The following is a 25,241-nucleotide window of genomic DNA, read 5'->3' as shown; positions in this document are numbered from 1 at the left end:
CATTCTTAAGTTTCAGAATATAGACGTAAGCCGGGAGTGATAGATCATCGAAGATTTCATCATATCAATAATTGAAGCGTTTAAAAGCTTATCTTACGCCGGAATTTTTTTGGCGCTCAGTATAGAATTCATCCCGGCGGAAATTGTTCTTCCGCTTGCGGGCTATTGGGTTTCAAAAGGGGATATGACGCTTGCCGGAGCCGTGTTTGCCGGTTCGCTCGGCGGTGTTTCAGGTCCGCTTGTCTTATATGGGATCGGCAGGCTGGGCGGTCGGCCGTTTTTGCTGAAATATGGAAAGTATATATGGATAAAACCCGAATCCCTGCAGAAATCAGATGATTTCTTTCAGAAGCACGGAGGTTTGGTAGCGTTCATCGGCCGTTTTATACCGGGGGTCAGGACGCTGATTTCTTTGCCGTGCGGCATTGCAAAGATGAATATCTGGGTGTTCTCTCTATATACATATGCAGCGATGCTGCCGATTACATTTGCTTACGTATACCTCGGAATGAAACTCGGGGAAAATTGGAAAAGCGTCGGTTCCATTCTCGATCAATATATGCTTCCGCTAGGTATATTCATTGTGTTGCTTCTCGTTCTTTGGATGTTTTTGAAGAGAAGAAAACAGCGGATCAAAACAGAAAAAATTTCTCAATTTGTTAAAAAAGTTAAGCGTTGACAAATGATGAAACAGGCTTTATTATGAGCGTATAAACAAATATTTCTTGAAATCCCAAAGGGGAGTAGCGTCCGGATATTCCGGAAACAAAGTCGTCAATTCATGGATCATATCCATCGGCTTTGTTGGCATGCCAATCATTCATGTCTAGCAAGACCTTTGCCTTATATCGGCAAAGGTCTTTTTTGCGTAAAAAAACCGCCGGTATAAGCTCGGATGATAGAAAAAAGAAACGGAGGGAATGGATTGGACTTTGCATTATTATTGGAGTATGGATGGGTTCTTCTTGTTTTAATCGGGCTGGAAGGGATTTTGGCGGCGGATAACGCGCTGGTGATGGCTGTGATGGTGAAGCATCTTCCAGAAAAACAAAGGAAAAAGGCTTTATTTTACGGATTGGCGGGCGCATTTATTTTGCGTTTCGGGTCGCTGTTCGCCATTTCTTTTCTGGTGAATGTTTGGCAGGTCCAGGCCGTCGGCGCTTTATATCTGTTTTACATTGCGGTCAGCCATTTGCTGAAGCGGTATGTATTCAAAGATAACGCCGGTCAGAAAAAGCAGAAAGAAAGCGGGTTTTGGCAGACTGTCTTGAAAGTGGAGCTCGCAGACATCGCTTTTGCCGTTGACTCCATTTTAGCGGCGGTCGCGCTTGCCGTAACGCTTCCGGGGACACGGCTTCCCGCCATCGGCGGCTTGGACGGCGGTCAGTTTCTCGTTATTTTAGCCGGCGGCGTAATCGGTTTAATCATTATGCGTTTTGCGGCATCAATGTTCGTATCCTTACTGAAAACCAGGCCGGGCCTTGAAACGGCGGCATTTGTGATTGTCGGATGGGTAGGCGTGAAGCTCGCTCTTTATACGTTGGCCCATGAGGAACTCGGTATAATTCCGGCAGATGTCATCCATTCGGCGGCCTGGAAAATCATTTTCTGGGCGGTTCTGGCTGCCATTGCGGTTTGCGGATGGTTTATGTCAGGAGCAAAACAAACAGAGTCCGGCGCGGCATCGGAAAAAAGAGAACACGCGTAAAATGATCAAAAAGGGAGTCTGGCTTTTTAAAAAGCAGGTTCCCTTTTTTGTTTGAAACGCTTACATTTAAGACATATGATAACAATTTTATAACAGCATTGTTACAAAAAACACAGAGAAAACCCCCTTAATTCTGCATGGGGGCACGAAATCATGTATAGTACGTCTTATTGGCTTGTCATAATTGAGACAAATGAAATCGATTTCTCTTTTTCTTCCTTTGCGAATCCCTACTAAATTAGCTATGATTATGAGTAGTTATAGGGAGGAACTGAGGTGAAACCAGTGCTTAGCCTTTTGTTTAAATTGGGAAAAAAGAAGCAAACGCTTGAAACATCTGTTGAAAAAATACAAAAAGGCGACAAAGATCTGCAGAACGATTTAATACAGCAATATAAGCCTTTTATCGCGAAGACGGTTTCATCCGTTTGTAAACGATATATAGATGAAAAAGACGACGAATTCAGCATCGGGCTGATCGCGTTTAACGAAGCCATTGAAAAGTATTCGGCTGAAAAAGGTAATTCGCTGCTTGCATTTGCAGAGCTGATTATAAAAAGAAAAGTGATAGACTATATCAGAAAAGAAGCAAGAACCGCTCAGCATATCAATATGGATGTGCAGGAAGGCGACGACCAGGAATCTTCGCAGAGCCTTATCGAAGCGGAGCTTTCCATTGATGAATACCGCAAACAGATAGAGCAGGAACAGCGCCGGGAAGAAATTCTTTTTTTTCAGAAGCAGCTGAAAGAATACGGCCTGTCTTTTAAAGAGCTGCTGGAACAATCGCCGAAGCATACAGATGCGAGGCAGAATGCGATTAAGGTAGCCTACACGCTTGTTGAAAATGAAGAGCTGGCGTCCATTTTGCACCAGAAAAAACAGCTTCCTGTCAAACAGCTGGAGCAGCTCGTATCGGTCAGCAGAAAAACGATCGAACGGAACCGAAAATATATCATCGCCATGAGTATTATTATTACCGGTGATTATATTTATTTAAAAGATTATCTTAAAGGGGTGTTGCACTCATGAGAAGAGGGATCATAGTAGAGAAAAATAAAAAATTCGTCACGTTGCTAACCCCTGACGGACAATTTTTAAAAACAAAAAATGATCACCGCACTTGTGAAATCGGAGAGGAAATTACGTTCGAAGGCGAAACACGTATGGGAAGAAGGGCCAGCTTTTTTGATTTTCTGAAACTGCGCCCTTTTAAATTGGGAGTGTTCACGATGACTGCTATTATTTTGTTTATTTTAATTTTGCTCCCGGTTTTTTCTGATAACAAAGCTTACGCGTATATGACGCTTGACATTAATCCCAGCATTGAAATGGCTTTAAACAGCAAATATGAAGTCATTGAACTGACACCGCTGAACCATGACGCCAAACAGGTCATTAGTGACATCGGAGATTGGAAAAGCAGCGATTTTAAGGAAGTCATCAGTAATATTATTACCGATTGCAGCAAGCATGGATATGTAAAGGAATCAAAAGAGATTTTAATTTCCACGGTTTATGAAAATACAGATGACAATACATATAAAAAAGGCGTTAAAAAACAGCTGGCTGACATGACTGAAAAATATAAGGGCACCTACCAGGTCCAATCTCTTGAATCTGATATGGAAACAAGAGAAAAAGCAAAACAGGAAGGGATGTCAACAGGCAGCTACATAAGAAGAAACGAAAAGAAAACAGAAGAAAAACAGTCTGAAAAGCAAACCGACGGCAATGAAACAGATCAAAAAGATACCGAAACAGACGCTGATCAAAGCAAACAGCCGGACACAGAAAAGCCGGCGGCTGATGAAAAGACAGCTCCTGATGAAGAAAAGGCAGCAGAGAAGCCGGAAAACAATGAAACAACGCCCGGCACGGAAGAAGCGAAGCCGGACAGTCAGGACGGCAGTCAGCAAACCGACAAAAATGCAGCTTCCGGATCAGAAGAAAACACACAGAAGGAACAAGATGGGGAAACAGAGCAGCCCCCAACACAAAATCCTCAGGAAAACGGAAATGACAAAGAGCCTAAGCAAAAGTATTACAATCATTACTGGAATCAGCGGAATCATGATCGCAATGAACATTGGGACTCCTATCGGCATCATGAAGATTCGTCAGACCGCAGGAATCCGAACGGCTACCGGCACGGAAAGGAGAATGCCGATAAATATCAAAATTCGCCGAGAAGTCCCGGCGAATAAGCTGCATTATTGATTTTTCCCGTTTAATTGTGATTGAGCCTGCTGTACAAGACGTTTTGTCATTTCCCCGCCTACAGAGCCGTTTGCGCGTGCTGCTGTATCAGAGCTAAGGTTCACGCCGAATTCTTGAGCCACTTCGTATTTAAATTGGTCAAGTGCCTGCTCAGCCCCTGGAACTAAGAGTTTATTTCTGCTCGCCATCTTTTTCATCTCCTTTTCTCTGGCAAGATGTGTTTACGCATTTTAGTTTCAAACGGAACGGTATTGATTATGCTGGCAATTGTTGTACAGCAAAAAACCCCGGCGCAGACACCGGGGCGAAGATGCGTTATGAATTATAATAAATGGCTGGTCATTTTGTAGGCTGAGGCTTGAATATGGAAAGTCAAAACGGAGAGCACCGTGACGGCGATGATGGATCTGATATCGTTCCATTGTCCGCTTCCGAGTTCTTTAAAGCAGCCTTTGAGCTTGTCCGTCTGCTCTTCAACGAGCTCCTGCAGGCTCGTTTCCTTCATCGGCGGGTTTGCTTTATGATGAAGATAATCAATCACTTGGGCGCAGCTTTCATAGTAGCTGATCGGGCTGATGACGTCGTCTGATCTGTCTGTGATCGTGTTAAAAGCGATTTTTAATATGCCGCGTATATGTTCGAAGTCATAAATTGATTTTAAATCACGTACAATGAGAAGGATGACAGCTTGTTCAATTGTATATTTTTTGCCGAGTAAGGGGTGGCCGATTAAATCTTTAATATCGCGCTTCACCCAGTTTTGGACGGCGGTTGATTTTAAAGACGTCAGCTCGCACAGATTTCCCAGCTCGACAATCTCGTTAGTTGAAAGCCCGTATTCCTTTTTCTCTTTTTTTCGTTCGAATCTCGTCAGAAATTCAGGGATATGCAGACGGCTTTCCGCTTCATCCAATGTCATTTCCGCTGATTGCAATAAGATTTGGAGAGGAGTTGCGTCTCCTTGGCCTTTTAACGCGTAAAGAAGCCGGACCATATCAGTTCGGGTCAGTTTAAACGTGTTCATGGTTCACCTCTGATTGATTACGTGTTCACTTTCTGATATCACTGAGAATTACATTTACATCATACGTCGAAATTGTTGCATTTTCAAACAGATCATTTATAATTTAATTAAATAAGTTCTTTTGATCTTAAAAAAGACGGAGGTAATTATGGCGAAAAGAATATTTCTGTTTATTTTAACGAACCTTTTGGTCATTACGACAATCGGAATTGTGCTTACGATTATTACAAGCGTTACCGGTGTCGGCTCGTATATACAAAATGGCCGCATTGATCTGATGGCATTGCTCGTGTTCAGTCTTGTCGTCGGTTTTGTCGGTTCTTTTATTTCTCTCGGAATGTCCAGATGGATGGCCAAAACGATGATGGGCGTCCGGGTGTTAAATCCGAAGAAACAGTCACTCAGCTATGAAGAACAGCAATTGGTTGACCGTGTGCACAGATTGTCCCGTGCTGCAGGGATGACGAAAATGCCTGAAGTCGGCATTTATCAGTCCCCGGAGGTCAATGCTTTTGCGACCGGACCTTCTAAGCGCCGTTCGCTTGTCGCGGTTTCTTCAGGTTTATTGCAGCAGATGGATGATGCTGCGGTGGAAGGGGTTCTTGCCCATGAAGTCGCACACATCACAAACGGTGATATGGTCACGATGACGCTGCTGCAGGGAATCGTCAATACGTTCGTCGTATTCCTTTCCCGAATCGCGGCATGGGTTGCAAGCCGCTTTGTCAAAGAAGACCTCGCACCGGTCGTGCATTTTATCGCGATGATCGTGTTTCAGATTATCTTTTCCATTCTCGGCAGTCTTGTCGTCTTCGCCTACTCGCGCCACAGAGAGTTTCACGCTGACCGCGGCGGTGCAGACCTTGCCGGCAAGGATAAAATGATTCACGCCCTGCGTACGCTGAAGTCTTATACAGGACATGTGAATGAAGAAGACCAGACGGCGGTGCAGACGTTAAAAATTAACGGCAAAAAGCATTCGTCACTGTTCTCCACACACCCTGATCTCGATGAGCGCATCCGCAGGCTGGAAGCAAAATAATAAACAAAACCTCTGACAATCGTTTCAGAGGTTTTTTGTTTAAAGATCGGCAAATTACATAAGGTAATGAAAAATCTTTCTAAAAAGGCCTTTAAAAATTCTCCCAATATCATTAGAATAATTACGTACTACATTTGAGAGGCAGAAGGAACTATCTTATGAAATTAAAACTGAAGAAATTCATACAGATCTTGTCGCCTGCACAGCTGATTGCATTATATTATTTTCTTGCTGTGACGGTGGCATTTATTTTGCTAAGTCTGCCGGCCGCCCACAAACAAGGGGCCAGCTGGTCGTTTATAGACGCGCTGTTTACGGCTGTCAGCTCAGTCAGTGTCACCGGTTTAACGGTCGTCAACACGGCTGATACATTCAGCACGGCCGGGATTGTCATTTTGGCTTTCGTGCTTCAATTCGGCGGAATCGGCATTATGACGCTCGGAACATTCGTCTGGCTCATTATGGGCAAACGGATCGGTCTGCGGGAACGGAAGCTCATTATGGTGGATCAGAATCAATCGCAGTTTTCCGGTATCGTCAACCTGATGAAGCAAGTGCTGTTTTTGATTTTATTAATCGAGTTTTTAGGCGGCATCATCTTAGGAACATATTTTTTAACGTACTATGATTCGTTTGAACAGGCGTACTTGCACGGATTCTTTGCGAGCGTCAGCGCCACGACAAACGGCGGCTTTGATATTACGGGAAATTCACTCGTCCCGTTCAGACATGACTATTTCGTGCAGTTTATTACGATGCTTCTGATTATTTTCGGCGCGATCGGTTTTCCGGTGCTCGTAGAAGTAAAAGACTTTTTGTTTTCAAAACAGCGCAGATACTCATTCACGCTGTTTACGAAAATTACGACCGTTACGTTCGGAATGCTCGTTTTGTTCGGAGCCGTGGGCATTTACGCGCTTGAAGCAAGCCATGTTATGAAGGGGAAAAGCTGGCATGATGTTTTATTTTTATGTCTCTTTCAATCAACTGCTACGCGAAGCGGCGGGCTTGCGACAATTGATATCAGCCAGCTGTCGGCGCCGACATTATTTTTCATCTGCGCCCTCATGTTTATCGGCGCATCACCGAGCTCGGTCGGCGGCGGAATCCGTACGACGACGTTTGCGCTTAACCTTCTTGCCCTGTTTCATTTTGCCAGAGGGAATAAAGCGGTCAAGGTCTTTAAACGCGAGCTTCATCAGGCTGATGTCATGAAGTCGCTGGTCGTTACGATGATGGCAATTCTGCTCGTGTTCGGGTCGACGCTGATTCTTTCCGTGACGGAGACAAATCAGACGCTCCTCGGACTGCTTTTTGAAGTGTGTTCCGCTTTCGGAACGACCGGCCTGTCGCTCGGGATTACTCCGCATTTAAGCGATATCGGAAAATGTGTGATCATGATTGTGATGTTTATCGGCCGGATCGGCATTTTGACTTTCCTTTATTTGATCGGCCGAAAAGAAATCGAAGCAAATTATCATTATCCGAAGGAAAGGATGATTATCGGCTGACACCGCTTTTCAGAAAGCGGTGTTTTTTTATTGCCGTAAAATGGATGAGTGGAAACAGTTTCTTTGGAGATTCTACTTGTAAAGAGGTGACGTCATTGTTTGCCGTATTTTGGAAGTCGGTAGTTATGATAGCGGTCGGTACCTTTTTATTGCGGATTGCCGGACGGAAATCCATCAGCCAGCTGTCGGTGACCCAGACAGTCATCATGATTTCGATCGGCTCGATTATTATTCAGCCGTTTATTGAACATAATTTATGGGAAACCATTTTCGCGGCGGCGATTTTTATTGCGGTACTGATTCTGATGGAATATTTAGAAATCAAATCAAGCTTTTTTGAGTTTTTATTTTCAGGAAAAACCGTCGCCGTTGTCAGAAACGGAAAAATCATCCCGGAAAACTTAAAAAAAATGCGTTTTACCGAAGACCAGCTGTCAATGAGGATCAGGCAGGAAGGCCTCGGAGACATTCAAGATTTTAAATATGTGCTGCTTGAGCCGAACGGACAGATCGGCTATGAACTCATTGATGAGGCCAAAAACGTGACAGTGCGCGACTTAAAAAAAATGCTTAATGAATTCAAAACAGATTTGCTTACAGAAGGAGGAAATCAAATGAAACGCAAAGCAGCAAAGAATGAAGCTTTAACCAACAACAATACACCGACTGAGAGCATGGACAAAGATGCATACAAAACACAATATGACGGTGATCCCGGACTGAGAGGCGCAAACCGCAAATCAAAACACGGCAAACAAGGAGGCGAGTAATATGACGAAAAAAAACCGCCACAGCAAAGACATGCAAAACCATAAAAAGCCGATGGACCCTAAATTGCTTGAAGAAGAGTTTTCAAGCGAGCTCGGTGATTATAACGCCGGAAAATGGATTGAAACGCTTGAACAGACGAAGCCGAAGAAAAAAGAAGACGGCAAAAAATAAAAAATACCTCTTAAGCGGCAACGCTTAAGAGGTATTTTGCATTATTTCGAATAAGCACCGTTTCTTGTTCCTTTCACCGCTTGAAGCAAGCCGGTTATCCGCAGCTCAATAAACGGCTGTGCGGCCGTTTTCACCGCATTGCTGGAGAGAATGGACGTAAGAGCGGCCGTTAACATTAAGAGCATGACTAAATTCTGATAATCAGACAAGTGATCTTCAAGCCCGATCTGCCGCAGCGTTTTTATAATGAATCCATGCAGCAGATACACGTAAAACGTTCTCGTACCCCATTTCGTAAAGAAATAACGCTTTTGCGGAACGAGCGCCAAAAAGCTGAAAGTGGCGGCAAAGGCCAAAACATACCAGCCGATGCGTGACAGACCGCTCAACAGTGATACTGTGCCGAATGTAGAATAAGGCTCTGATCCGAACAGCCACGAGTAATCAAAATCAATGCACCAGCATAAGAGGAAAACAATCCCCAGTACGCCCGCGGCAATCTGCCTGCCTCTTTTAGCCCGAAGCAAATCAAAGTGCCGTTTCTTTAAATAAAACCCGACGAGAAACATCGGAAGAAAGACAAACGTCCGTGAAAGACTCAGCGTGCTGCTGATGAAATCGAGATACCCGATCATGACGGCAAGCCCGCAGCTCGCCCCAAGCGCCCACATTTTCGGCAGCTTCGTAAAGGGATAAAGCAGCAGATTCCAAAAGAATAAGCTGACTAAAAACCAGAGAGACCACTGCGGATCAATCGGATTGACGCTTGCCATGCTTTCATCCTGAATCAAATAGTAAAAAACCGAGTAAATGCCCTGAAAAATCAGGTACGGAATAATCAGCTTCACAGCCAGCTTCTTCACATAACCTTTCCGCTTAAAGTTTTTTGCGAAATAGCCGGAAACCAGGATAAAGGCCGGCATATGAAAAGTATAAATGAATTTGTAGAGATGGAGCATAAACTCATTTCCGTTAATAAATGACCGGAGGATATGGCCGAACACCACCAGAAAAATCAAGATAAACTTGGCGTTGTCAAAGTAACTGTCTCGCGATTTTGTCATAGCATCACCTTCTCTTCAAAAATCATCCACTGCATGATTATTTCCTGTTGGTGTTCATTTTAAAATAAAAAACAAAAAATTGAAGGAGGACAAAAGGGATTGTTAGGATGATGTAACGGGGAGGTAAGGATCGTAGAAAAAGACTTTAACTTGTCATATCATTGAAATTTTCTGAAATGTATAGGGCGAATGAAGGAAGATGAGGTATTTTGTAGAAATATTGAAGGATAGGTTTTTGAAGAAGGAGTGTACTGAATGGCTGAAACTCTGGATTTGCAAACAAACGAGTCGCTGAAAGAGCAGCTGAAGCGGATGAAAGAGGAAAATGACCGCCTGAAGAGTGATTTGAACCGGTATCATGTGATTATGAATAACACGCTTGATGCCATTTTTATATGCCGTAAGGAAATGAAAATCGTCCAGGCGAACGAGGCTGCGGCCCGGATGATGCAGATTGAGGCAGAGAGCCTTATTAACCGCTCCGTCCTGGACTTTTTATATTCCGTGCCTCAGGAAGAACTGAATAAGGCCGTGAAAAAGTTTTTAAAAAAAGGCCATCTGTGGAAAGAGGTGCCGATTAAGCTTGACAGCGGCGCGACGAAATACATTGAATTCCTCGCCAGAGACGGAATTGGGGAGGATTATTTTTTTGTGGTGATGAGGGACATCTCCTCTAAAAAAATATTAGAGCGCGAATTCTCCATGAACGAGCAGCTGTTTAAAGATTTGTTTGACAGGGCTGTCGACGGCATCGTGCTGTTTGATAAGGACGGCGGGTTTATTGATGCGAACCTCTCTTTTTGCAAAAGCTTTGAGATCGGCCAGAATGAATTGTCCCATCTGTCGCTCCGCCATTTTACCGACGGCGAAAACAAAAAGCATCTGAAAGAAATCTGGGAAACCCTCCGCAGAAAAGGAAATGCCAAAGGAGAACTGCCCGTCAAGCTTCGGTCCGGCGAAGAGAAGCTGTTTGAATTTACGATTACGTCCAACTTAATCAGCGGGTTCTACATGTCCATTATGAGAGATATAACAGAGAAACGGTTGATGGAATTGAAACTCTTTAAAAGCGAAGAGCGATTCCGCGAAATTTTTGAAAACGCGATGGACGCGATTGTCATTTGGTCTGATGACGGAAAGATTGCCAAAGCAAACGAATCGGCGTGCCGCATTTTCGAACTGCCGATGGATAAGCTGCTGGAGACGAATTTATGTACGTTTATCGTTGATCCGCAGAAAAAATACAAGCAGATTAAGAAGAAATATGAAAAATACGGGGAAATCCGTGAAGAAATGCTGTTTCAGATGGCAAACGGCCAATACAAAGAGCTTGAGTTCACATCAAAACGAACCATACTTGAAGGTCAGCATTTAACCATTTTAAGAAATGTCAGCGATCGTAAGCGGATGGAAAAAGAATTGCGGGAAAGCGAGCTGAAATTCAGAAAAGTATTCAACGGCTCAATGGACGGCAAGGTCTTATTTGACAACCAATTCCGCATTATTGACGCGAATCCTCTCGCAAGCCGTATACTGGGCATGCCGGATGAGGAGCTGAGAGCGTACACCGTTCCGGATATTCTTTCTTTATTTGATATTGAAAACGCGGGTGTTCCCGCCAGAAAGATTGATTTAGAAGGAATGGATAATGAAATCCCCTTCCTGTTAAGCAGCAGCGACAGCCGCAAACTGGAATTCTCCTTCAAAAGAAATATCATTCAAAATATGAATCTGGCCATCTTTAAAGATGTCACAGAGGCCAAAGAACTTGAAGAGAGGCTGCGGAAATCCGACACTCTTCATGTTGTAGGGGAGCTGGCGGCGGGCATCGCCCACGAAATCAGAAACCCGATGACGGCGCTGAAAGGGTTCATTCAGCTTCTTCAAGGAAGCATTGAAGGCGAATATTCTCTGTACTTTAACGTCATTACCTCAGAATTAAAACGCATCGAGTCTATCATCACTGAATTTTTAATTTTAGCGAAACCTCAGGCGATATTATATGAAGAAAAAGACGTGACGCAGATTATGAAAGACACGGCTGATCTTTTGAATGCCCAGGCCAATCTTGTCAATGTGCAGATTCATCTGAACCTGACCGGAAACATCCCGCCGATTTACTGTGAACCGAATCAATTAAAACAGGTGTTTATCAATATTTTAAAAAACGCCATTGAAGTCATGCCGGGCGGCGGCAATATCTATGTGACCATCCAGCCTTCTGATCAAGACCACATTTTGATTTCTTTTCAAGATGAAGGAACAGGCATTTCCGAAGACAAATTAAAACGTCTGGGCGAGCCATTTTACACGACAAAAGACAGGGGAACGGGCCTCGGTCTGATGGTCAGCTATAAAATCATCGAAGAACATCAGGGACGCATTCATGTGGAAAGTGAAGAAGGGAAGGGCACGGTTTTTCATTTGACGCTTCCGATCCGGCAGAATACCGAAGAAAGAAGGAGCGGGGAATGATCTGTTTTACAAGTGTAAAAGCGCCGTTTGGAACCGTTATCGTAACAGAGGAAGAGAGCTTTATTACCGGCCTGTTTCTCACCGGGGAAGATTTTGAGGAATGGCAAAAAGACGCGCCCGGCGTAAAGCCGTGCGAAACCGCTTTGCTGTCGGAGGCGAAACAGCAGCTGGCATCATATTTTTCAGGAGAAAGAAAGCAATTCTCTCTGCCTTTGAGACAAAAAGGCACACCCTTTCAGGAAAGGGTGTGGAACGCGCTGACGATGATTCCTTACGGGGAATCCCGAAGCTACGGCGATATGGCTGAAGCGATCGGAAAACCGAAAGCGGTGCGCGCCATCGGACAAGCCAATAAACGAAACCGGCTGCCGATTTTTGTCCCGTGCCATCGGGTAATCGGCAAAAACAGCGCCTTAACGGGATACGCGGGCACGAAGACGGATGTAAAAGCGGTGCTGCTGAACATCGAACAAATATCCTATAAAGAAAAATAAAACATATGGCACGTTCCGTTTTTTCGCGTCCGACATATCATTTTATTAAGTGAAAAAAGTTGGTCTGGCGAAAAAGGAGGACGAAGCCTGATGAAAATGAGCCGTCCGCAAAAGATAGCCGGTTATGCAGAGCTGTTTTTTAAAATGCATCTCATTACAGCCGCCCAAAAAGATGAAGTGATTACATTGTGCAGACAAAAAAACCGCTGACATTGCCTGAGGCAACATCATCAGCGGTTTTTCAGCTCAGCTGGCAGTCAGCGAATAATTGTTCAATTTCTTCCGTGTAAGAACCGGTCACAATTCCTTTCTCGGTGATAATGCCTGAAATCAGGCTGCCCGGTGTGATGTCAAAGGCCGGATTGAAGACCGGCACATCTTCGGGAGCGGTGCGTATGCCTGAGATCTGTCTGACTTCATCCGGATCTCTTTCTTCAATCGGAATCTGATCGCCGTTTTCAATCTGCAAGTCAAAGGTCGAAAGCGGTGCGGCCACAAAAAACGGAATCTGAAAGGCGTTTGCCAAAATAGCGAGGCCGTACGTTCCGATTTTGTTGGCCGTATCTCCGTTTTTAGCAATTCTGTCAGCGCCGACAATGACTGCTGAAATATGTTTTTCCTTCATTGTATGGGCGGCCATGCTGTCCGTAATGAGTGTGACATCAATTCCGCCCTGCATCAGCTCCCACGCCGTCAGCCGGGATCCCTGGAGAACGGGTCTTGTTTCACATGCGTAGATATGAAGGCCGAGGTCTTTTTGTTTCGCTAAGTAAAAGGGAGCAAGCGCCGTACCGTACCGGCTTGTAGCAATCGAGCCCGCATTGCAGATGGTCATGATCTGGTCGCCTTTTTTAAAAAGGTGCAGCGCATTTTGGCCGATCATTCGGCAGGTTTCTTCATCCTCAATCTGAATTTGAATAGCTTCATGAACGAGCGTTGTTTTCGCTTCATTGATTGAGATTGCATCCCTGATGGAATCCGTCAGTCTGTCAAGCGCCCACGCGAGGTTGACGGCAGTGGGCCTCGAACTGTTTAAATACGCTTTGACATCCGCGAACTGACGTCGGAAATCTGAAAGGTCGCGGGCTTCAAACGACTTGGCGGAGAGCGCGAGTCCGAATGCCGCGGTTATACCGATGGCCGGGGCGCCCCTTACTTTCAGCGTGACAATCGCGTCGAATACATCTTCCTTTGTTTCAAGTTCCACATATTCAGTGACGTCGGGAAGCTTTTGCTGATTTAAAATGCGGATGTAGGTTTCTTTCCATTCCACAGAACGGGGGATGGCAAATTCATTGGTCATGCTGCATCATTCCTTTACACGGAGCTTAAATTGGGCCAGAACTTCGGTGATATGCTTCAGTTCTTTTCTGTTTTCGATATAATAGGCGCCGATCTCAAGCGCCAGCTTCTTCCGTTCGATTCGTTTGTCAAACGGAGTGATTTCATCTAAGTCAGCCACATGGGCGAGTCCGATCGTGCGCCGGATCAATTCGCATCCCGCAAAACCGACCGCTTCTTCAAACGCGTTTTTCAGTGTGTCTTCCAGCAGGTGTCTGCGGGAAGGCAGGCAGTCTTTCTCCCATGCTTCACTGAATGTTTTCACAAATGTATCCCATACGGCGGCAGTATGGTCATATAACGGCTGTCTGTCGTCACCGTCGCGGCTGAGGGCGTTTAACAGCAGATTGGCGATAAATTGGCCGATGTCAAACCCGATCGGTCCGAAGAAAGCAAACTCGGGATCAATCACCTTTGTTTCATGTTCATCGGCGAAGATGCTTCCCGTGTGCAGATCGCCGTGAACCAATGTTTCCGCGGAATTCAGAAAGATGGCTTTCAATTCGTCAGCGCCTTCTTTCAGCCGGGAATTGTTCCAAACTTTTTCTGCGTATGGGCGCAGCTCCTCTTCAAAATCGTTTGTCTCATGGTCGAGAAACGGTTCTGTAAACACAAGCCTTTCTGTAATATTGCAAAGCTCAGGATTTGTAAACTGCTTTGCGAGCTGCTGCTTTACTTTCGCATCGAGCGCATAATCGGATGAGTAAAAAAGCGTTTTCCCTAAAAATTCACCGATATGAACCGCTAAGTTCGGATAATGCTGCCCTTCCAGCAGCCCTTTTCTTGAAATCTGCAAATGTGAGAGGTCTTCCATTACCGTGACGGCCATTTCAGTATCGGAATAGTAAACGGCCGGAACGAGGTGCGGCACGTGTTCGCCCTGGCGGATGAGGGCGCTGCTTTCGATTCTCGCCCGATCAATTGTAAGCGGCCAGCTTTCACCGACGACTTTCGCGTAAGGAATCGCCTGTTTGATAATCAGTCCTTTTTGGTTTTCTTTATCGTAAACATGAAAGACGTAATTTAAATTGCCGTCGCCGATTTCACGGCATGTCAGAGTGCTTTTGCTTTGGAATAAGCCGAGCTTGACGGCTAACGCGGCGGCGGAGCTTTCTGTTAATTGTTCATAAAGACTTGTTTTAGTTGCTGACATGGATTTACCCTCCAATTATGTAGTGGCAGTAAGAGATCGTGACGGAGAATACGCCCGAAAAAAAGCCTCCTTCTCTGAAAGAGAAGGAGGCTGAAACAGTGCAGTCCGCCTCTTATCTCTCAGATAACATCTGATGGAATTAGCACCGTGCCTTATGAGACAATCGTCTCGGCGCAAAATGTACGCGCCCCATTTCACAATGGAATTACGGTCGGTTGCTGTTGGGGTCAAAAGGCCAATTCCCTCGCCCAACTCTCGATAAGAGAAAATATATTGATTTGTATCACAATTCGGATTAATCAGTTGATGAAAATATTAGCAGGTGCCGGATATTCTTGTCAACGTTTTTTTGAAAATTAATATAAATCACGCCGCAAGTCTTGGAAAACCGGAATGGTTCCGCGGACGGCCGCGCTTTCTGACACATCAATTTCCGCCCGGACTGAGCCTTCCGTCCGGTCTCCTTCGGCTAAAATCCGGCCCCACGGGTCAATAATCAGGCTGTGGCCGGCAAATTCATTATCGGGATTGGACCCCGTGCAGTTAGAGGCTGCGACAAAACATTGGTTTTCAATTGCTCTGGCGATAAGCAGGCTTCGCCAATGATCAAGGCGGGGCAGAGGCCATTCCGCAGAGATAAACAGGACATTCGCGCCCTGGGACGTATGCTTTCTGATCCATTCGGGGAAACGGATATCATAGCAGATCAGCCCGGCGCACTTGACACCGTCAAGCTCAAAGGAACCGTCGCTGTTTCCTGCTGACAAGTAAAGGTGTTCATCCATCAGCTGAAACAGATGGGCTTTCTGATACCGCTTCACGATCTGTCCACTGTTATCGGCGATGTACATGGTGTTATAGACATCTTCGCCTTCTTTGACCGCAAAAGATCCGGCAACGAGGTGTACGTTGTATGTTTTTGCCGTTTCTTTAAGCCACTGTTCCGAAACTTTGCCGTTTTCATCCGCCAGCTGGTCTAGCCGTGTGAGATCATAGCCGGTCGTCCACAACTCAGGAAGCACGATTACATCCGCATGGCGGCTTTCTTGCTCAATCAAAGATTCTGCTTTTTTGAAATTTTCTGAAGGATTTCCGTATGAAATATCAAATTGCAAACAGGAAACGGTCCATTTCATTTTTTAACACCTCAAGTTTCTCTTTACTTTTTTTATTTAACCATATATGATGATGGACTATCATTTCAAGACATTTTTAGAAGGTGAAAAATATGAACTTTGAAATCTCAGATGTACTCAAACAGCTGCCGGAACAATTTTTCGCATCATTGGTGCAAAAAGTGAATCAAAAGCTGAAAGAAGGCAGAGACGTCATCAATTTAGGGCAGGGAAACCCTGATCAGCCGACGCCTCAGCATATCGTTGAAGAAATGAAGCGTGCCGTCGAAAGGCCGGAAAATCATAAATACTCCTCATTCCGGGGCGCTTACAGCTTCAAAAAAGCAGCCGCTGCATTTTATGAAAGAGAGTACGGGGTCACGCTTGATCCGGAAACGGAAGTCGCCGTGCTGTTCGGAGGCAAGGCGGGACTTGTTGAGCTTCCGCAATGTCTTTTAAACCCGGGAGATACCATTCTGGTGCCTGATCCCGGATATCCTGATTACTGGTCGGGCGTCGCCCTTGCGAAAGCGAAAATGGAAATGATGCCGCTGACGGAAGAAAGAGGGTTTCTCCCTGATTACAGCGTAATTCCTGAAAAGGTGCGGAGCGAGGCGAAGATGCTGTATCTCAATTATCCGAATAATCCGACCGGTGCTGTGGCGACTGAGGCGTTTTTTGAGGAGACGGTCGGTTTTGCGGAACAAAACGGCATTTGTGTCGTTCATGATTTCGCGTACGGAGCCGTCGGTTTTGACGGGCATAAACCGCTGAGCTTTTTGCAGACGGAAGGCGCAAAAGAGACGGGAATCGAAATCTATACCTTGTCCAAAACGTATAATATGGCGGGCTGGCGGGTCGGATTTGCCGTCGGAAACGCTTCTGTTATCGAAGCGATCAATCTTTATCAGGATCATATGTTTGTCAGCCTGTTTCCCGCGGCGCAGCAGGCGGCCGCAGCCGCTCTTTTAGCGGATCAGGCATGCGTCGCAGCGCAAAATGACAGATATGAATCAAGACGCAATGCATGGATTAAAGCCTGCCGCGGTATCGGCTGGGATGTGACGGCTCCGGCGGGCTCCTTTTTTGCATGGCTCCCTGTGCCCGACGGTTATACGTCACAGTCGTTTTCAGATCTGCTGCTCGAGAAAGCGGATGTCGCCGTCGCTGCCGGAAACGGGTTCGGAAAATGGGGGGGAAGGCTATATAAGAGTCGGTCTTCTGACAAGTGAAGAAAGACTTAAAGAAGCTGCGGAACGGATCGGGAAACTGAATCTTTTCACCTGAAAAAGCATTGACATATCAGGATAACAATGCGATAATTCAAAATACTTTATAAAATCATTATTCTTATCAAGAGCAGGCAGAGGGACGAGCCCGATGAAGCCCGGCAACCGACTGATAAAGCACGGTGCTAATTCTTGCAGCAGGAGCTGAGAGATAAGATTCGGACATAACACGAAGCCTCTTTCTGCTCATACGGAAGAGGTTTTTTTATGTTTTGTGAAAGAAAGAGAGGCGTTCACGCATGAGCGAAGTATTGGCAACATATCTTCTGACAGACACAACGGACAGTGAAAAGCGGGCGGAACAGATTGCGGCGGGACTGACGGTAGGCTCCTGGACTGACCTGCCCCTGGTGAAGCAGGAACAGCTCAGAAAACATAAAGGCCGGGTCGTAAAAGTTGAGGAGAAAGAAGGAACCTCAGAAAACGAAACACAATCCGTTATCACTATCGCCTATCCCGAGGCGAACTTTTCAAGAGATATTCCGGCCGTCCTGACGACGGTATTCGGAAAGCTGTCACTGGACGGAAAAATAAAATTGACTGATCTTGAATTTTCCGAAGGGTTTAAACGCTCCCTTCCCGGGCCGAAATTCGGTATATACGGCATCCGCAAACTGCTGGGCGAATTTGAAAGACCGCTTCTGATGAGCATATTTAAAGGCGTGATCGGACGGGATCTCGCCGACATTAAAGAACAGCTCAGACAGCAGGCGCTCGGCGGCGTGGATCTGATTAAAGATGACGAAATTTTCTTTGAAAATGAACTGGCTCCGTTTGAAACCCGCATTATCGAAGGAAAACAAGTCCTGAAGGAAACCCGGGAGGAGATGGGGCATAAAACGCTGTATGCCGTAAACCTTACGGGAAGGACTGCTGAACTGCGGGATAAAGCGAGGCGCGCGGCAGAACTCGGGGCGGACGCGCTTTTATTGAATGTGTTCGCTTACGGTTTAGATGTGATGCAGAGCCTTGCCGAAGACAGGGAAATCCCGCTTCCGATCATGGCGCATCCGGCAGTCAGCGGCGCGTTCACATCATCTCCCGTTTACGGCTTGTCGCATGCGCTTTTGCTCGGCAAGCTGAACCGCTATTGCGGCGCTGATTTCAGCTTATTTCCGTCACCTTACGGATCCGTTGCTCTTCCGAAGGAGTCCGCGCTTGCAATCCATGATGAATGTGTAAAAGACGATGTCTTTCATCCGTCGTTTGCCGTCCCGTCAGCAGGCATTCACCCCGGTATGGTGCCATTGTTGATGCGCGATTTCGGCATCGATCACATCATCAATGCCGGCGGAGGCATTCACGGCCATCCGAAAGGAGCCGAGGGCGGCGGAAAAGCGTTCCGCGCCATCATTGATGCGGTGCTTGAAGCGCAGCCGATTGAAGAAAAAGCCGCGTCGTGCAAAGATCTTCAGCTCGCATTAGACAAATGGGGAAGGGTGGAAGCCGTATGACCCGCACACCGCTGATTATTTGTGATTTCGACGGCACGGTCACCATGAACGACAACATTGTCAGCATGATGAAAGAATTCGCGCCTCCTGAGTGGCTTGAATTAAAAGACGGTGTTCTGTCTAAAAGCATATCAATCCAAGAAGGGGTCGGCCGGATGTTCGGACTGCTGCCGAGCAGCTTAAAAGAAGAACTGACCGGCTTTATTCTGAAGGATGCGAAAATACGGGACGGCTTTTTGGATTTTGTCTCGTTTGTCCGGTCAAACGGCCTCCCGTTTTATATCGTAAGCGGAGGAATGGACTTTTTTGTGCATCCGCTTTTGGAAGGGATCGTAGAAAAGGAGCGGATTTTCTGCAATCATGCATCCTTTGACAATGAATATATTCATATAGACTGGCCGCACGCCTGTGACGGAGGCTGCACCAATCAATGCGGCTGCTGCAAACCGTCAGTCATCCGGAAGCTGTCCGATCAGCAGAAATTTCTCATTATGATCGGTGATTCGGTCACGGATGTCGAGGCTGCAAAGTTATCCGATATGTGTTTTGCGAGAGATTATCTTTTGACTGAATGCAAAGAACTCGGCCTCCGGCATCTGCCTTTTCAAGATTTTCATGAGGTGAAAACAGGCATTGAAAACATCGGGGAGGTGCAGGCATGGCTGCAAAAGAAGAACGCTGGCGCGAACTTGCCGAGGTAAAGCGCGAGCTGGCCGAAAGAGACTGGTTCCCGGCAACGAGCGGGAATCTTTCCATCAAAGTATCCGACGGGCCGCTGACTTTTCTCGTTACGGCAAGCGGAAAAGACAAACGAAAAGAAACAGACGAAGATTTTCTCTTGGTCGATGAGAACGGGGAGCCCGCTGAGACCGGCCATTCCTTAAAACCCTCGGCAGAGACGCTTCTCCATACGTACTTATACCAAAAGACAGACGCGGGCTGCTGTCTGCATGTCCATACAGTTAATAATAATGTCATCTCAGAGCTTTACGGGGATGAAAAACAAATCACTTTTCAGGGGCAGGAGATGATTAAGGCGCTCGGATTATGGGAGGAAAACGCGTCCGTGACCGTTCCGATCATTGACAACCCGGCGCACATCCCGGCATTGGCCGAAAGCTTCGCGCACCATGCGGACGCCGGCTCAGGCGCGGTGTTAATCCGCAATCACGGCATTACGGCATGGGGGCGGACCGCATTTGAAGCGAAAAGGGTGCTGGAAGCCTATGAATTTTTATTCAGCTGCCACCTCAAGCTTCTGTCACTGCGGCCGCAGCTTGTAAAATAAAAGGAGGAATAGAAAATGGCGACCATCAGAATTCATGACGAAAAGAATACGCTCATTGAAAAACAGGAAGAAGTAGCGCGCTTCTTAGACGAACAAGAGGTGATCTATGAGCAGTGGAACATTGAAAAACTTCCGTCTGAGCTTTCGGAGAAATACAATCTGACAGAAGATGAAAAAGAAAGGATTCTCGCAGTGTTTGACAAGGAGATTCAGGATATTTCAGCCCGGCGCGGATATCAGTCTCAGGATGTCATTTCTTTATCAGATACCACGCCGAATCTTGATGAATTATTAAAAAATTTCCAAAGAGAACATCACCACACAGATGATGAAGTCCGCTTTATCGTCAGCGGACACGGCATCTTCGTCATTCAAGGCAAAGACGGCACATTTTTCGACGTCCGTTTAAATCCGGGAGATTTGATTTCAGTTCCGGAGAACATCCGCCACTACTTTACGCTTCAGGAAGACCGCCGGGTCGTCGCAATCCGAATTTTCGTGACGACTGAGGGCTGGGTGCCGATTTACGAAAATGAAAGTGTGCAAAACTGATAGACGCCCGAACCTCTCATGCCCCCGCCGGCATGAGAGGTTTTTTATTGTAATATAAAGTCAGCTGTGGCTGTTTTTTAAATCTTGAATATGCCGCATTCTGTTTATATCATTACCTGAATGGGTATTATTCTCGTATTCATGCTAAAGATTCCAATATGAAATGAAAAAATAAGTTATTTAGTAAAAAAATGTTTACAAATAAAGTATAATCTGTAATAATGCTCAATAACCCAATCAAACTTGTTTCCTATTCTTTTAGCGGTGAGGGGTGAAGTGAATGGGCAGTTATTCTGAACAAGAAAAATTGCTTGTATCTATTGATAAAAAAAGAAAAATGATGATAGATGCGGCTAACAGACAAGGGTTTACAGGATATGACACGATCAGGCACAGCCAGGAACTGGACTGTCTGATGAACGCGTATCAGCAGCTGGTAAACCGTGATCGCACACATCACCAAGGAATACAGGGCCTTGTGAAGAAAATAGGCTTGTTCTCCCGCGGTGACGTCATGCCTGCATATGAAGCAAACAAATGATTGATGATAAAACAGATAACGAAGACTGAATGCGCTTCCTGATCAAGCGCCGCATCCGAAAGATGACCGCGTACAGTCAGCAGATTTTTCCGCTGGCACGGCTCACGAAGCGCCTCGTACTATCTGCCGGCTATGATGCCGTTCCTCTGGTATATCCTCTTACACATATTCTTCTTTAAATAAAAAACACCCCGATCCAGGGTGTTTTTTTCATCGTGAAGCGGCAGGGAGGGTAATGGTGACCTCTGTCCCCTTATCGACTTCGCTTTGAATGTCAATCGAACCGCCGTACATCAGCATGATTCGTTTACATACGACAAGGCCGAGGCCGGTGCCTTTTTCCTTTGACGTTACAAACGGAAGAAAAATGTGTTCAAGCATATCTTCAGAAATGCCCATTCCGTTGTCGGCCACCTTAATGACTGCTTTATGGTCGCGGGCTTCTAAATAGATGGACAGCCGGCCGCCTTCCTGCATGGATTCCAGTGCGTTTTTTGCGACATTTAAAATCACCTGTTTAATATGGTCTTTCGTACAGTTGACCTTGAGCGGCCGATTGACGAGAATCTCCACATTCACTTCCACATTATACAGATTCCCTTCAGAATAAATAATCGGCATAATCTCATCAAGAATATCCTGCAGCGAGTTCACTTCCAACCGTTCAGCAGTAGGTTTTCCAAGCACTAAAAACTCACTGACAATCTGATTGATCCGCTTAATCTCCTGCTCAATAATTGAGAAATACAGCTGATCTTCCTCCGATTTGTATTTTTTCTGCAAAAGCTGAATGAAGCCGCTGATCCCTGTAAGCGGGTTGCGGATTTCATGGGCGGTGCTGGCGGCAAGCGTTCCGATCAGCTCCAATTTCTGCGCTTCATTTTGAGCGCGCTCCAGCTGGGTCTTGCGCTTAAGCAGATAATATTGAACGAGGATGAACAGAATATTCAGCAGCACGGCAATACTGGACATCGGCAGCAGCACGCTTTTGGTCAGCTCGTTCAGCTCAACCGGTTTCGGATAAACATTGATATTCCAATTAATATCATCCAGATAGCCGCTGACCGGTTGCACCCCTTCTGATTGATCAGCCCGTCCGCTGGCAAATATCACTTTATTCTGATTGGTTGCCTTGACATAAACGTCAGGGCTCAGCATATTGATCATATTTCTCAAATAATCGACTTGGATGGCGGCTACTAAATAATCCGTGACTTCCTGTTTTGCGTCTAACACCGGCACGCAGATCGTGAAGATGCGCTGGCCTGTAATTCTGCTGGAGTAGTCATTTGTGATAACCGTTTTTTTCGTCTTTTTCCCCTTCGTAAAATACGGTCGGTCGGCCAAATTCACCTTTGATTTCAGATCAGTCGTGCTTGCGATGACATCACCTTTGGAATTCAGCATATACAGACCGCTGAATCTGGGTTCATCCTCAAAAGCCTGATCGAGAATATCAATGATCTTTTCTTCATTGACAGGCTTATCGACAGCGATCGCAAGTGTTGTCATCCGGGCTTTTGTTTCACCGATTAAATAATTGAGCTTATTGCGGTGAAGGTTGAGCATCATACTGGCTTCCTGTATGTGTTTATCGGCTATTTTCTGCTTTTCTTTTTCATAAATGAAAAAGCTGATAATAAGTGCCGGGATGATCACCAATATGAGATAAAGTTTGATCTTTCCCCGGGCACCTTTAAATGTATTCACTCTGCATCGCTCCAACATTACACTTGAATAGAGGTATTATATCATTTTTATACTTCTTTAATAAGAAAAAATAACCAAAATGATAGAAAAACAAATTATTTTATTAAGGCCAGACAAAAAGAAGAGAAATTTTGGAAACATTTTTGTTGACATTTTTCATTTTGTTTATTAATGTTTCTCTGTAACGGTTTCTTTTGTAAAAGGATGATTGAATGTATGACGGATAAAACAGAAAACTCATTGAAATTATTTATTGTACTGTCACGTGCGTACCGATCTATTAACGACCATATGAATAAACATATTCATAAGCACGGTCTGAACCCGACGGAATTTGCGGTGCTTGAGCTGCTGTACCACAAAGGCAACCAGCCGCTTCAGCAGATCGGCGACAAAATTTTATTAGCGAGCGGAAGTATTACATACGTTGTTGACAAATTAGAGAAAAAAGAACTTCTCATCAGAAAAGCCTCGCCGACTGACAGAAGAGTGACTTTCGCACAAATTTCCGAAAAGGGAATCCGTCTTTTGGACGATATTTTCCCTGATCATGCTGAAGAAATTAAAGAAATGATCAGTGTGCTGAGTGATGAAGAGATAGAAATGTGTACGGAAATGCTGAAAAGAGTGGGGTTAAACGCTAAACATTTTCATCAGAAATAAAAAAGGAAGCCGTTTGAAAGGCTTCCTTTTTTATATTACTGATTTTGGTCAGTCGCGGCGTTTCTAGGTTGTATCAATACCTCGACGCGCCTGTTTTTGCTGCGCCCTTCAGCGGTTTTGTTCGACACGGCCGGTTTATACTCTCCGAAACCTTTGGCGCTGAATACTTTTGCGTCAAGTTTCGGGTTTTCCGTGAGAATAGCCATGAAGTTGACGGCCCGCATGACGCTTAAATGCCAGTTAGATTGATATTGTGAGTTTTTAATCGGCACATTGTCCGTATGTCCGCTGATGATAATATTCCTCGGCGGATTCAGCACAAGGAGATTCGAGATTTCCTTGGCAAGCGGAATATCTTCCTGACGGATATCCGCCCGTCCGGAATCAAAAAAGATACTGTCTTTAATGGTAATTAAGAGTCCTTCTTTAGTCAGCTTTGTTTCCAGCTGAGTTTCAAGCTTTTTGTTTTTTATAAATTGATTGACTTGCTTTTGCACGCCTTCAAGTTCTTCGCGGTCGGCTGCTTCTCTTTCTTTCTTTTTCTGTTCTTTATCTTTTTCCTTGTCTTTTTTTAACTGATCAACGCCGTCTTTTTCGTTTTCAGGAGGGGTGACGCTTGAATATTCAAGAACACCCGTGCCTCCGGTAAACACGGCGTTAAATGATTTAGACAGCATTTGGAATTTCGCCGCATCGACCGAGCTCATGGCGAACAATACAATGAACAGAGCCAAAAGAAGGGTGAGCAAATCCGCGTACGGGATCAGCCAAGACTCATCCACATGCTCGTCATCATGCTTCTTCTTCTTTTTTCTCGCCATTGTTTGCCTCTCCTTCTTGTTCAGCGACTTTTGCGCGTTCATTCGCAGGAAGATACATGAGAAGTTTTTGTTCGATCACTTTCGGGGCCTGTCCTTCAAGCACTGACAGAACGCCTTCGATCATGATTTCACGCAGTTTAACTTCCTGCTTTGATTTGCGTTTCAGTTTGTTGGCGAAGGGATGCCAAAGTACATACCCTGTGAAAATCCCGAGAAGGGTGGCGACAAACGCCGCACTGATGGCATGTCCGAGCGCCTCGGTATTGTTCATGTTGGAAAGAGCGGCGATAAGGCCGATGACCGCACCCAAAACGCCGAGTGTCGGCGCATATGTGCCGGCTTGTGTAAAGATCGCTGCGCCGGCCTGGTGTCTGTCTTCCATCGCTTCAACTTCTTCAGTCATAATATCTCTGATAAATTCTGCGCTCTGTCCGTCAACCGCCATGCTCAGGCCGTTTTTTAAAAATGCGTCATCCACGTCTTCAATGCTTGCTTCCAATGCGAGCAGACCTTCACGTCTGGCGATTTGCGCCCATTGAGAGAACATAGGAATTAATTGCGCAATTGTCAGCTGTTTGTTTTCTTTAAACAGCACTTTAAAAAGGGCAGGCACTTTTTTGATTTCTTTTCCGGGGAATGCGATGATCACCGCAGAAATCGTACCGAACAAAATAATCAGAATAGCTGCCGGGTTAGCGAGTGCGCTTAAGCTGACCCCTTTCAGCACCATGCCCACGCTTAAAGCAATCACTGCGAGGATGATACCGATAATCGATGTTTTATCCATAGTTTTCACCAAATCCTTTATACTAGCTTTCTATGGTTAATATCGGT

General features: G+C 45.5%; 25 protein-coding genes, 1 pseudogene and 2 riboswitches. Of the genes and pseudogenes, 17 read left to right on the top strand and 9 right to left on the bottom strand.

Annotation, left to right across the window (positions count from 1 at the left end; translation table 11 throughout):
- Window positions 1–109 precede the first annotated feature (109 nt).
- The 4 genes from MJQ52_RS04430 to MJQ52_RS04415 all read left to right on the top strand — a co-directional run bounded on the left by MJQ52_RS04430 (window position 110) and on the right by MJQ52_RS04415 (window position 3,915).
- Window positions 110–679: a DedA family protein gene (locus MJQ52_RS04430; protein WP_094247000.1), complete on the top strand. Its 570-nt coding sequence runs from the start codon at window positions 110–112 to the stop codon at window positions 677–679.
- A 246-nt stretch (window positions 680–925) separates the two neighbouring features.
- The gene (locus MJQ52_RS04425) at window positions 926–1,708 is read left to right on the top strand and encodes a TerC family protein (protein WP_025851720.1); all 783 of its coding nucleotides are present in this window, start codon (window positions 926–928) and stop codon (window positions 1,706–1,708) included.
- A 276-nt stretch (window positions 1,709–1,984) separates the two neighbouring features.
- Window positions 1,985–2,740 (top strand): RNA polymerase sigma factor SigI, encoded by a 756-nt coding sequence (gene sigI / locus MJQ52_RS04420; RefSeq protein ID WP_003154719.1) that lies wholly within the window; start codon window positions 1,985–1,987, stop codon window positions 2,738–2,740.
- Window positions 2,737–3,915 carry an anti-sigma-I factor RsgI family protein gene (locus MJQ52_RS04415; RefSeq protein ID WP_003154718.1) on the top strand — a complete coding sequence of 393 codons (1,179 nt, stop codon included), beginning with the start codon at window positions 2,737–2,739 and terminating at the stop codon, window positions 3,913–3,915. The genes sigI and MJQ52_RS04415 overlap by 4 nt, the downstream gene beginning before the upstream one ends.
- Before the next feature lie 6 nt (window positions 3,916–3,921).
- On the opposite strand, the gene MJQ52_RS04410 is transcribed toward MJQ52_RS04415, so the two are convergent.
- Both MJQ52_RS04410 and MJQ52_RS04405 read right to left on the bottom strand, forming a co-directional pair.
- Window positions 3,922–4,116 carry an alpha/beta-type small acid-soluble spore protein gene (locus tag MJQ52_RS04410; protein WP_003154717.1) on the bottom strand — a complete coding sequence of 65 codons (195 nt, stop codon included), beginning with the start codon at window positions 4,114–4,116 and terminating at the stop codon, window positions 3,922–3,924.
- Window positions 4,117–4,250: 134 nt separating this feature from the next.
- Window positions 4,251–4,952 carry a DUF1836 domain-containing protein gene (locus tag MJQ52_RS04405; RefSeq protein WP_003154716.1) on the bottom strand — a complete coding sequence of 234 codons (702 nt, stop codon included), beginning with the start codon at window positions 4,950–4,952 and terminating at the stop codon, window positions 4,251–4,253.
- 148 nt (window positions 4,953–5,100) lie between these two features.
- Between MJQ52_RS04405 and htpX the strand changes: the two genes are divergently transcribed.
- The 4 genes from htpX to MJQ52_RS04385 all read left to right on the top strand — a co-directional run bounded on the left by htpX (window position 5,101) and on the right by MJQ52_RS04385 (window position 8,447).
- Entirely contained in the window at window positions 5,101–5,994 is an 894-nt protein-coding gene (htpX, locus tag MJQ52_RS04400) for a protease HtpX (protein ID WP_003154715.1), read from the top strand.
- 158 nt (window positions 5,995–6,152) lie between these two features.
- Complete coding sequence (locus tag MJQ52_RS04395) at window positions 6,153–7,505, top strand: TrkH family potassium uptake protein (RefSeq protein WP_014304894.1); 1,353 nt, start codon at window positions 6,153–6,155, stop codon at window positions 7,503–7,505.
- 95 nt (window positions 7,506–7,600) lie between these two features.
- A complete protein-coding gene (locus tag MJQ52_RS04390) occupies window positions 7,601–8,275 on the top strand; it encodes a DUF421 domain-containing protein (RefSeq protein ID WP_014304895.1) in 675 nt (224 codons plus the stop codon).
- Window position 8,276: 1 nt separating this feature from the next.
- On the top strand, window positions 8,277–8,447 hold the full coding sequence (locus tag MJQ52_RS04385; RefSeq protein WP_003154711.1) for a hypothetical protein: 171 nt from the start codon (window positions 8,277–8,279) through the stop codon (window positions 8,445–8,447).
- A 41-nt stretch (window positions 8,448–8,488) separates the two neighbouring features.
- On the opposite strand, the gene MJQ52_RS04380 is transcribed toward MJQ52_RS04385, so the two are convergent.
- On the bottom strand, window positions 8,489–9,511 hold the full coding sequence (locus MJQ52_RS04380; RefSeq protein ID WP_003154708.1) for an acyltransferase family protein: 1,023 nt from the start codon (window positions 9,509–9,511) through the stop codon (window positions 8,489–8,491).
- Between the two features lie 255 nt (window positions 9,512–9,766).
- On the opposite strand from MJQ52_RS04380, the gene MJQ52_RS04375 reads away from it, so the two are divergent.
- Together MJQ52_RS04375 and MJQ52_RS04370 are read left to right on the top strand one after the other, a co-directional pair.
- Window positions 9,767–11,986 (top strand): PAS domain-containing sensor histidine kinase, encoded by a 2,220-nt coding sequence (locus tag MJQ52_RS04375; protein WP_003154707.1) that lies wholly within the window; start codon window positions 9,767–9,769, stop codon window positions 11,984–11,986.
- Complete coding sequence (locus MJQ52_RS04370) at window positions 11,983–12,480, top strand: methylated-DNA--[protein]-cysteine S-methyltransferase (protein WP_094246998.1); 498 nt, start codon at window positions 11,983–11,985, stop codon at window positions 12,478–12,480. The genes MJQ52_RS04375 and MJQ52_RS04370 overlap by 4 nt, the downstream gene beginning before the upstream one ends.
- Before the next feature lie 241 nt (window positions 12,481–12,721).
- Here the strand turns inward: MJQ52_RS04370 and mtnA are convergent, their stop codons facing one another.
- From mtnA to MJQ52_RS04355, 3 genes are all read right to left on the bottom strand, one after another.
- The gene (gene mtnA, locus MJQ52_RS04365) at window positions 12,722–13,783 is read right to left on the bottom strand and encodes an S-methyl-5-thioribose-1-phosphate isomerase (RefSeq protein WP_003154704.1); all 1,062 of its coding nucleotides are present in this window, start codon (window positions 13,781–13,783) and stop codon (window positions 12,722–12,724) included.
- 6 nt (window positions 13,784–13,789) lie between these two features.
- A complete protein-coding gene (gene mtnK, locus MJQ52_RS04360; RefSeq protein ID WP_094246997.1) occupies window positions 13,790–14,974 on the bottom strand; it encodes an S-methyl-5-thioribose kinase in 1,185 nt (394 codons plus the stop codon).
- 109 nt (window positions 14,975–15,083) lie between these two features.
- Window positions 15,084–15,239: riboswitch (SAM riboswitch) on the bottom strand.
- Window positions 15,240–15,330: 91 nt separating this feature from the next.
- A complete protein-coding gene (locus tag MJQ52_RS04355) occupies window positions 15,331–16,110 on the bottom strand; it encodes a carbon-nitrogen family hydrolase (protein ID WP_094246996.1) in 780 nt (259 codons plus the stop codon).
- A gap of 92 nt (window positions 16,111–16,202) precedes the next feature.
- On the opposite strand from MJQ52_RS04355, the pseudogene MJQ52_RS04350 reads away from it, so the two are divergent.
- The 6 genes and pseudogenes from MJQ52_RS04350 to MJQ52_RS04325 all read left to right on the top strand — a co-directional run bounded on the left by MJQ52_RS04350 (window position 16,203) and on the right by MJQ52_RS04325 (window position 21,213).
- Window positions 16,203–17,376: pseudogene (locus tag MJQ52_RS04350) on the top strand (pyridoxal phosphate-dependent aminotransferase).
- 60 nt (window positions 17,377–17,436) lie between these two features.
- Window positions 17,437–17,536: riboswitch (SAM riboswitch) on the top strand.
- Between the two features lie 81 nt (window positions 17,537–17,617).
- On the top strand, window positions 17,618–18,832 hold the full coding sequence (mtnW, locus tag MJQ52_RS04345; protein WP_094246994.1) for a 2,3-diketo-5-methylthiopentyl-1-phosphate enolase: 1,215 nt from the start codon (window positions 17,618–17,620) through the stop codon (window positions 18,830–18,832).
- Window positions 18,829–19,533 carry a 2-hydroxy-3-keto-5-methylthiopentenyl-1-phosphate phosphatase gene (gene mtnX, locus MJQ52_RS04340; RefSeq protein ID WP_070081721.1) on the top strand — a complete coding sequence of 235 codons (705 nt, stop codon included), beginning with the start codon at window positions 18,829–18,831 and terminating at the stop codon, window positions 19,531–19,533. The genes mtnW and mtnX overlap by 4 nt, the downstream gene beginning before the upstream one ends.
- Window positions 19,491–20,120 (top strand): methylthioribulose 1-phosphate dehydratase, encoded by a 630-nt coding sequence (locus MJQ52_RS04335; protein ID WP_070081722.1) that lies wholly within the window; start codon window positions 19,491–19,493, stop codon window positions 20,118–20,120. The genes mtnX and MJQ52_RS04335 overlap by 43 nt, the downstream gene beginning before the upstream one ends.
- Before the next feature lie 15 nt (window positions 20,121–20,135).
- Window positions 20,136–20,672 carry a 1,2-dihydroxy-3-keto-5-methylthiopentene dioxygenase gene (locus tag MJQ52_RS04330; RefSeq protein ID WP_069473373.1) on the top strand — a complete coding sequence of 179 codons (537 nt, stop codon included), beginning with the start codon at window positions 20,136–20,138 and terminating at the stop codon, window positions 20,670–20,672.
- Between the two features lie 280 nt (window positions 20,673–20,952).
- Window positions 20,953–21,213 (top strand): aspartyl-phosphate phosphatase Spo0E family protein, encoded by a 261-nt coding sequence (locus MJQ52_RS04325; RefSeq protein WP_003154690.1) that lies wholly within the window; start codon window positions 20,953–20,955, stop codon window positions 21,211–21,213.
- 210 nt (window positions 21,214–21,423) lie between these two features.
- On the opposite strand, the gene MJQ52_RS04320 is transcribed toward MJQ52_RS04325, so the two are convergent.
- Window positions 21,424–22,941, bottom strand: coding sequence for an ATP-binding protein (locus MJQ52_RS04320; protein ID WP_094246993.1), 1,518 nt, complete (start codon window positions 22,939–22,941; stop codon window positions 21,424–21,426).
- A 198-nt stretch (window positions 22,942–23,139) separates the two neighbouring features.
- Between MJQ52_RS04320 and MJQ52_RS04315 the strand changes: the two genes are divergently transcribed.
- Window positions 23,140–23,586, top strand: coding sequence for a MarR family winged helix-turn-helix transcriptional regulator (locus MJQ52_RS04315; RefSeq protein WP_003154686.1), 447 nt, complete (start codon window positions 23,140–23,142; stop codon window positions 23,584–23,586).
- 35 nt (window positions 23,587–23,621) lie between these two features.
- Here the strand turns inward: MJQ52_RS04315 and motB are convergent, their stop codons facing one another.
- Both motB and motA read right to left on the bottom strand, forming a co-directional pair.
- Window positions 23,622–24,407, bottom strand: coding sequence for a flagellar motor protein MotB (motB, locus tag MJQ52_RS04310; protein WP_003154685.1), 786 nt, complete (start codon window positions 24,405–24,407; stop codon window positions 23,622–23,624).
- Window positions 24,379–25,194: a flagellar motor stator protein MotA gene (gene motA, locus MJQ52_RS04305; protein ID WP_003154684.1), complete on the bottom strand. Its 816-nt coding sequence runs from the start codon at window positions 25,192–25,194 to the stop codon at window positions 24,379–24,381. The genes motB and motA overlap by 29 nt, the downstream gene beginning before the upstream one ends.
- Window positions 25,195–25,241 lie beyond the last annotated feature (47 nt).

Source organism: Bacillus sp. jun7, assembly GCF_051034795.1.
Lineage (GTDB): Bacteria > Bacillota > Bacilli > Bacillales > Bacillaceae > Bacillus > Bacillus velezensis.
Note: the sequence above shows the minus strand (reverse complement) of the source record. Positions and strands in the feature narration are given on the sequence as shown.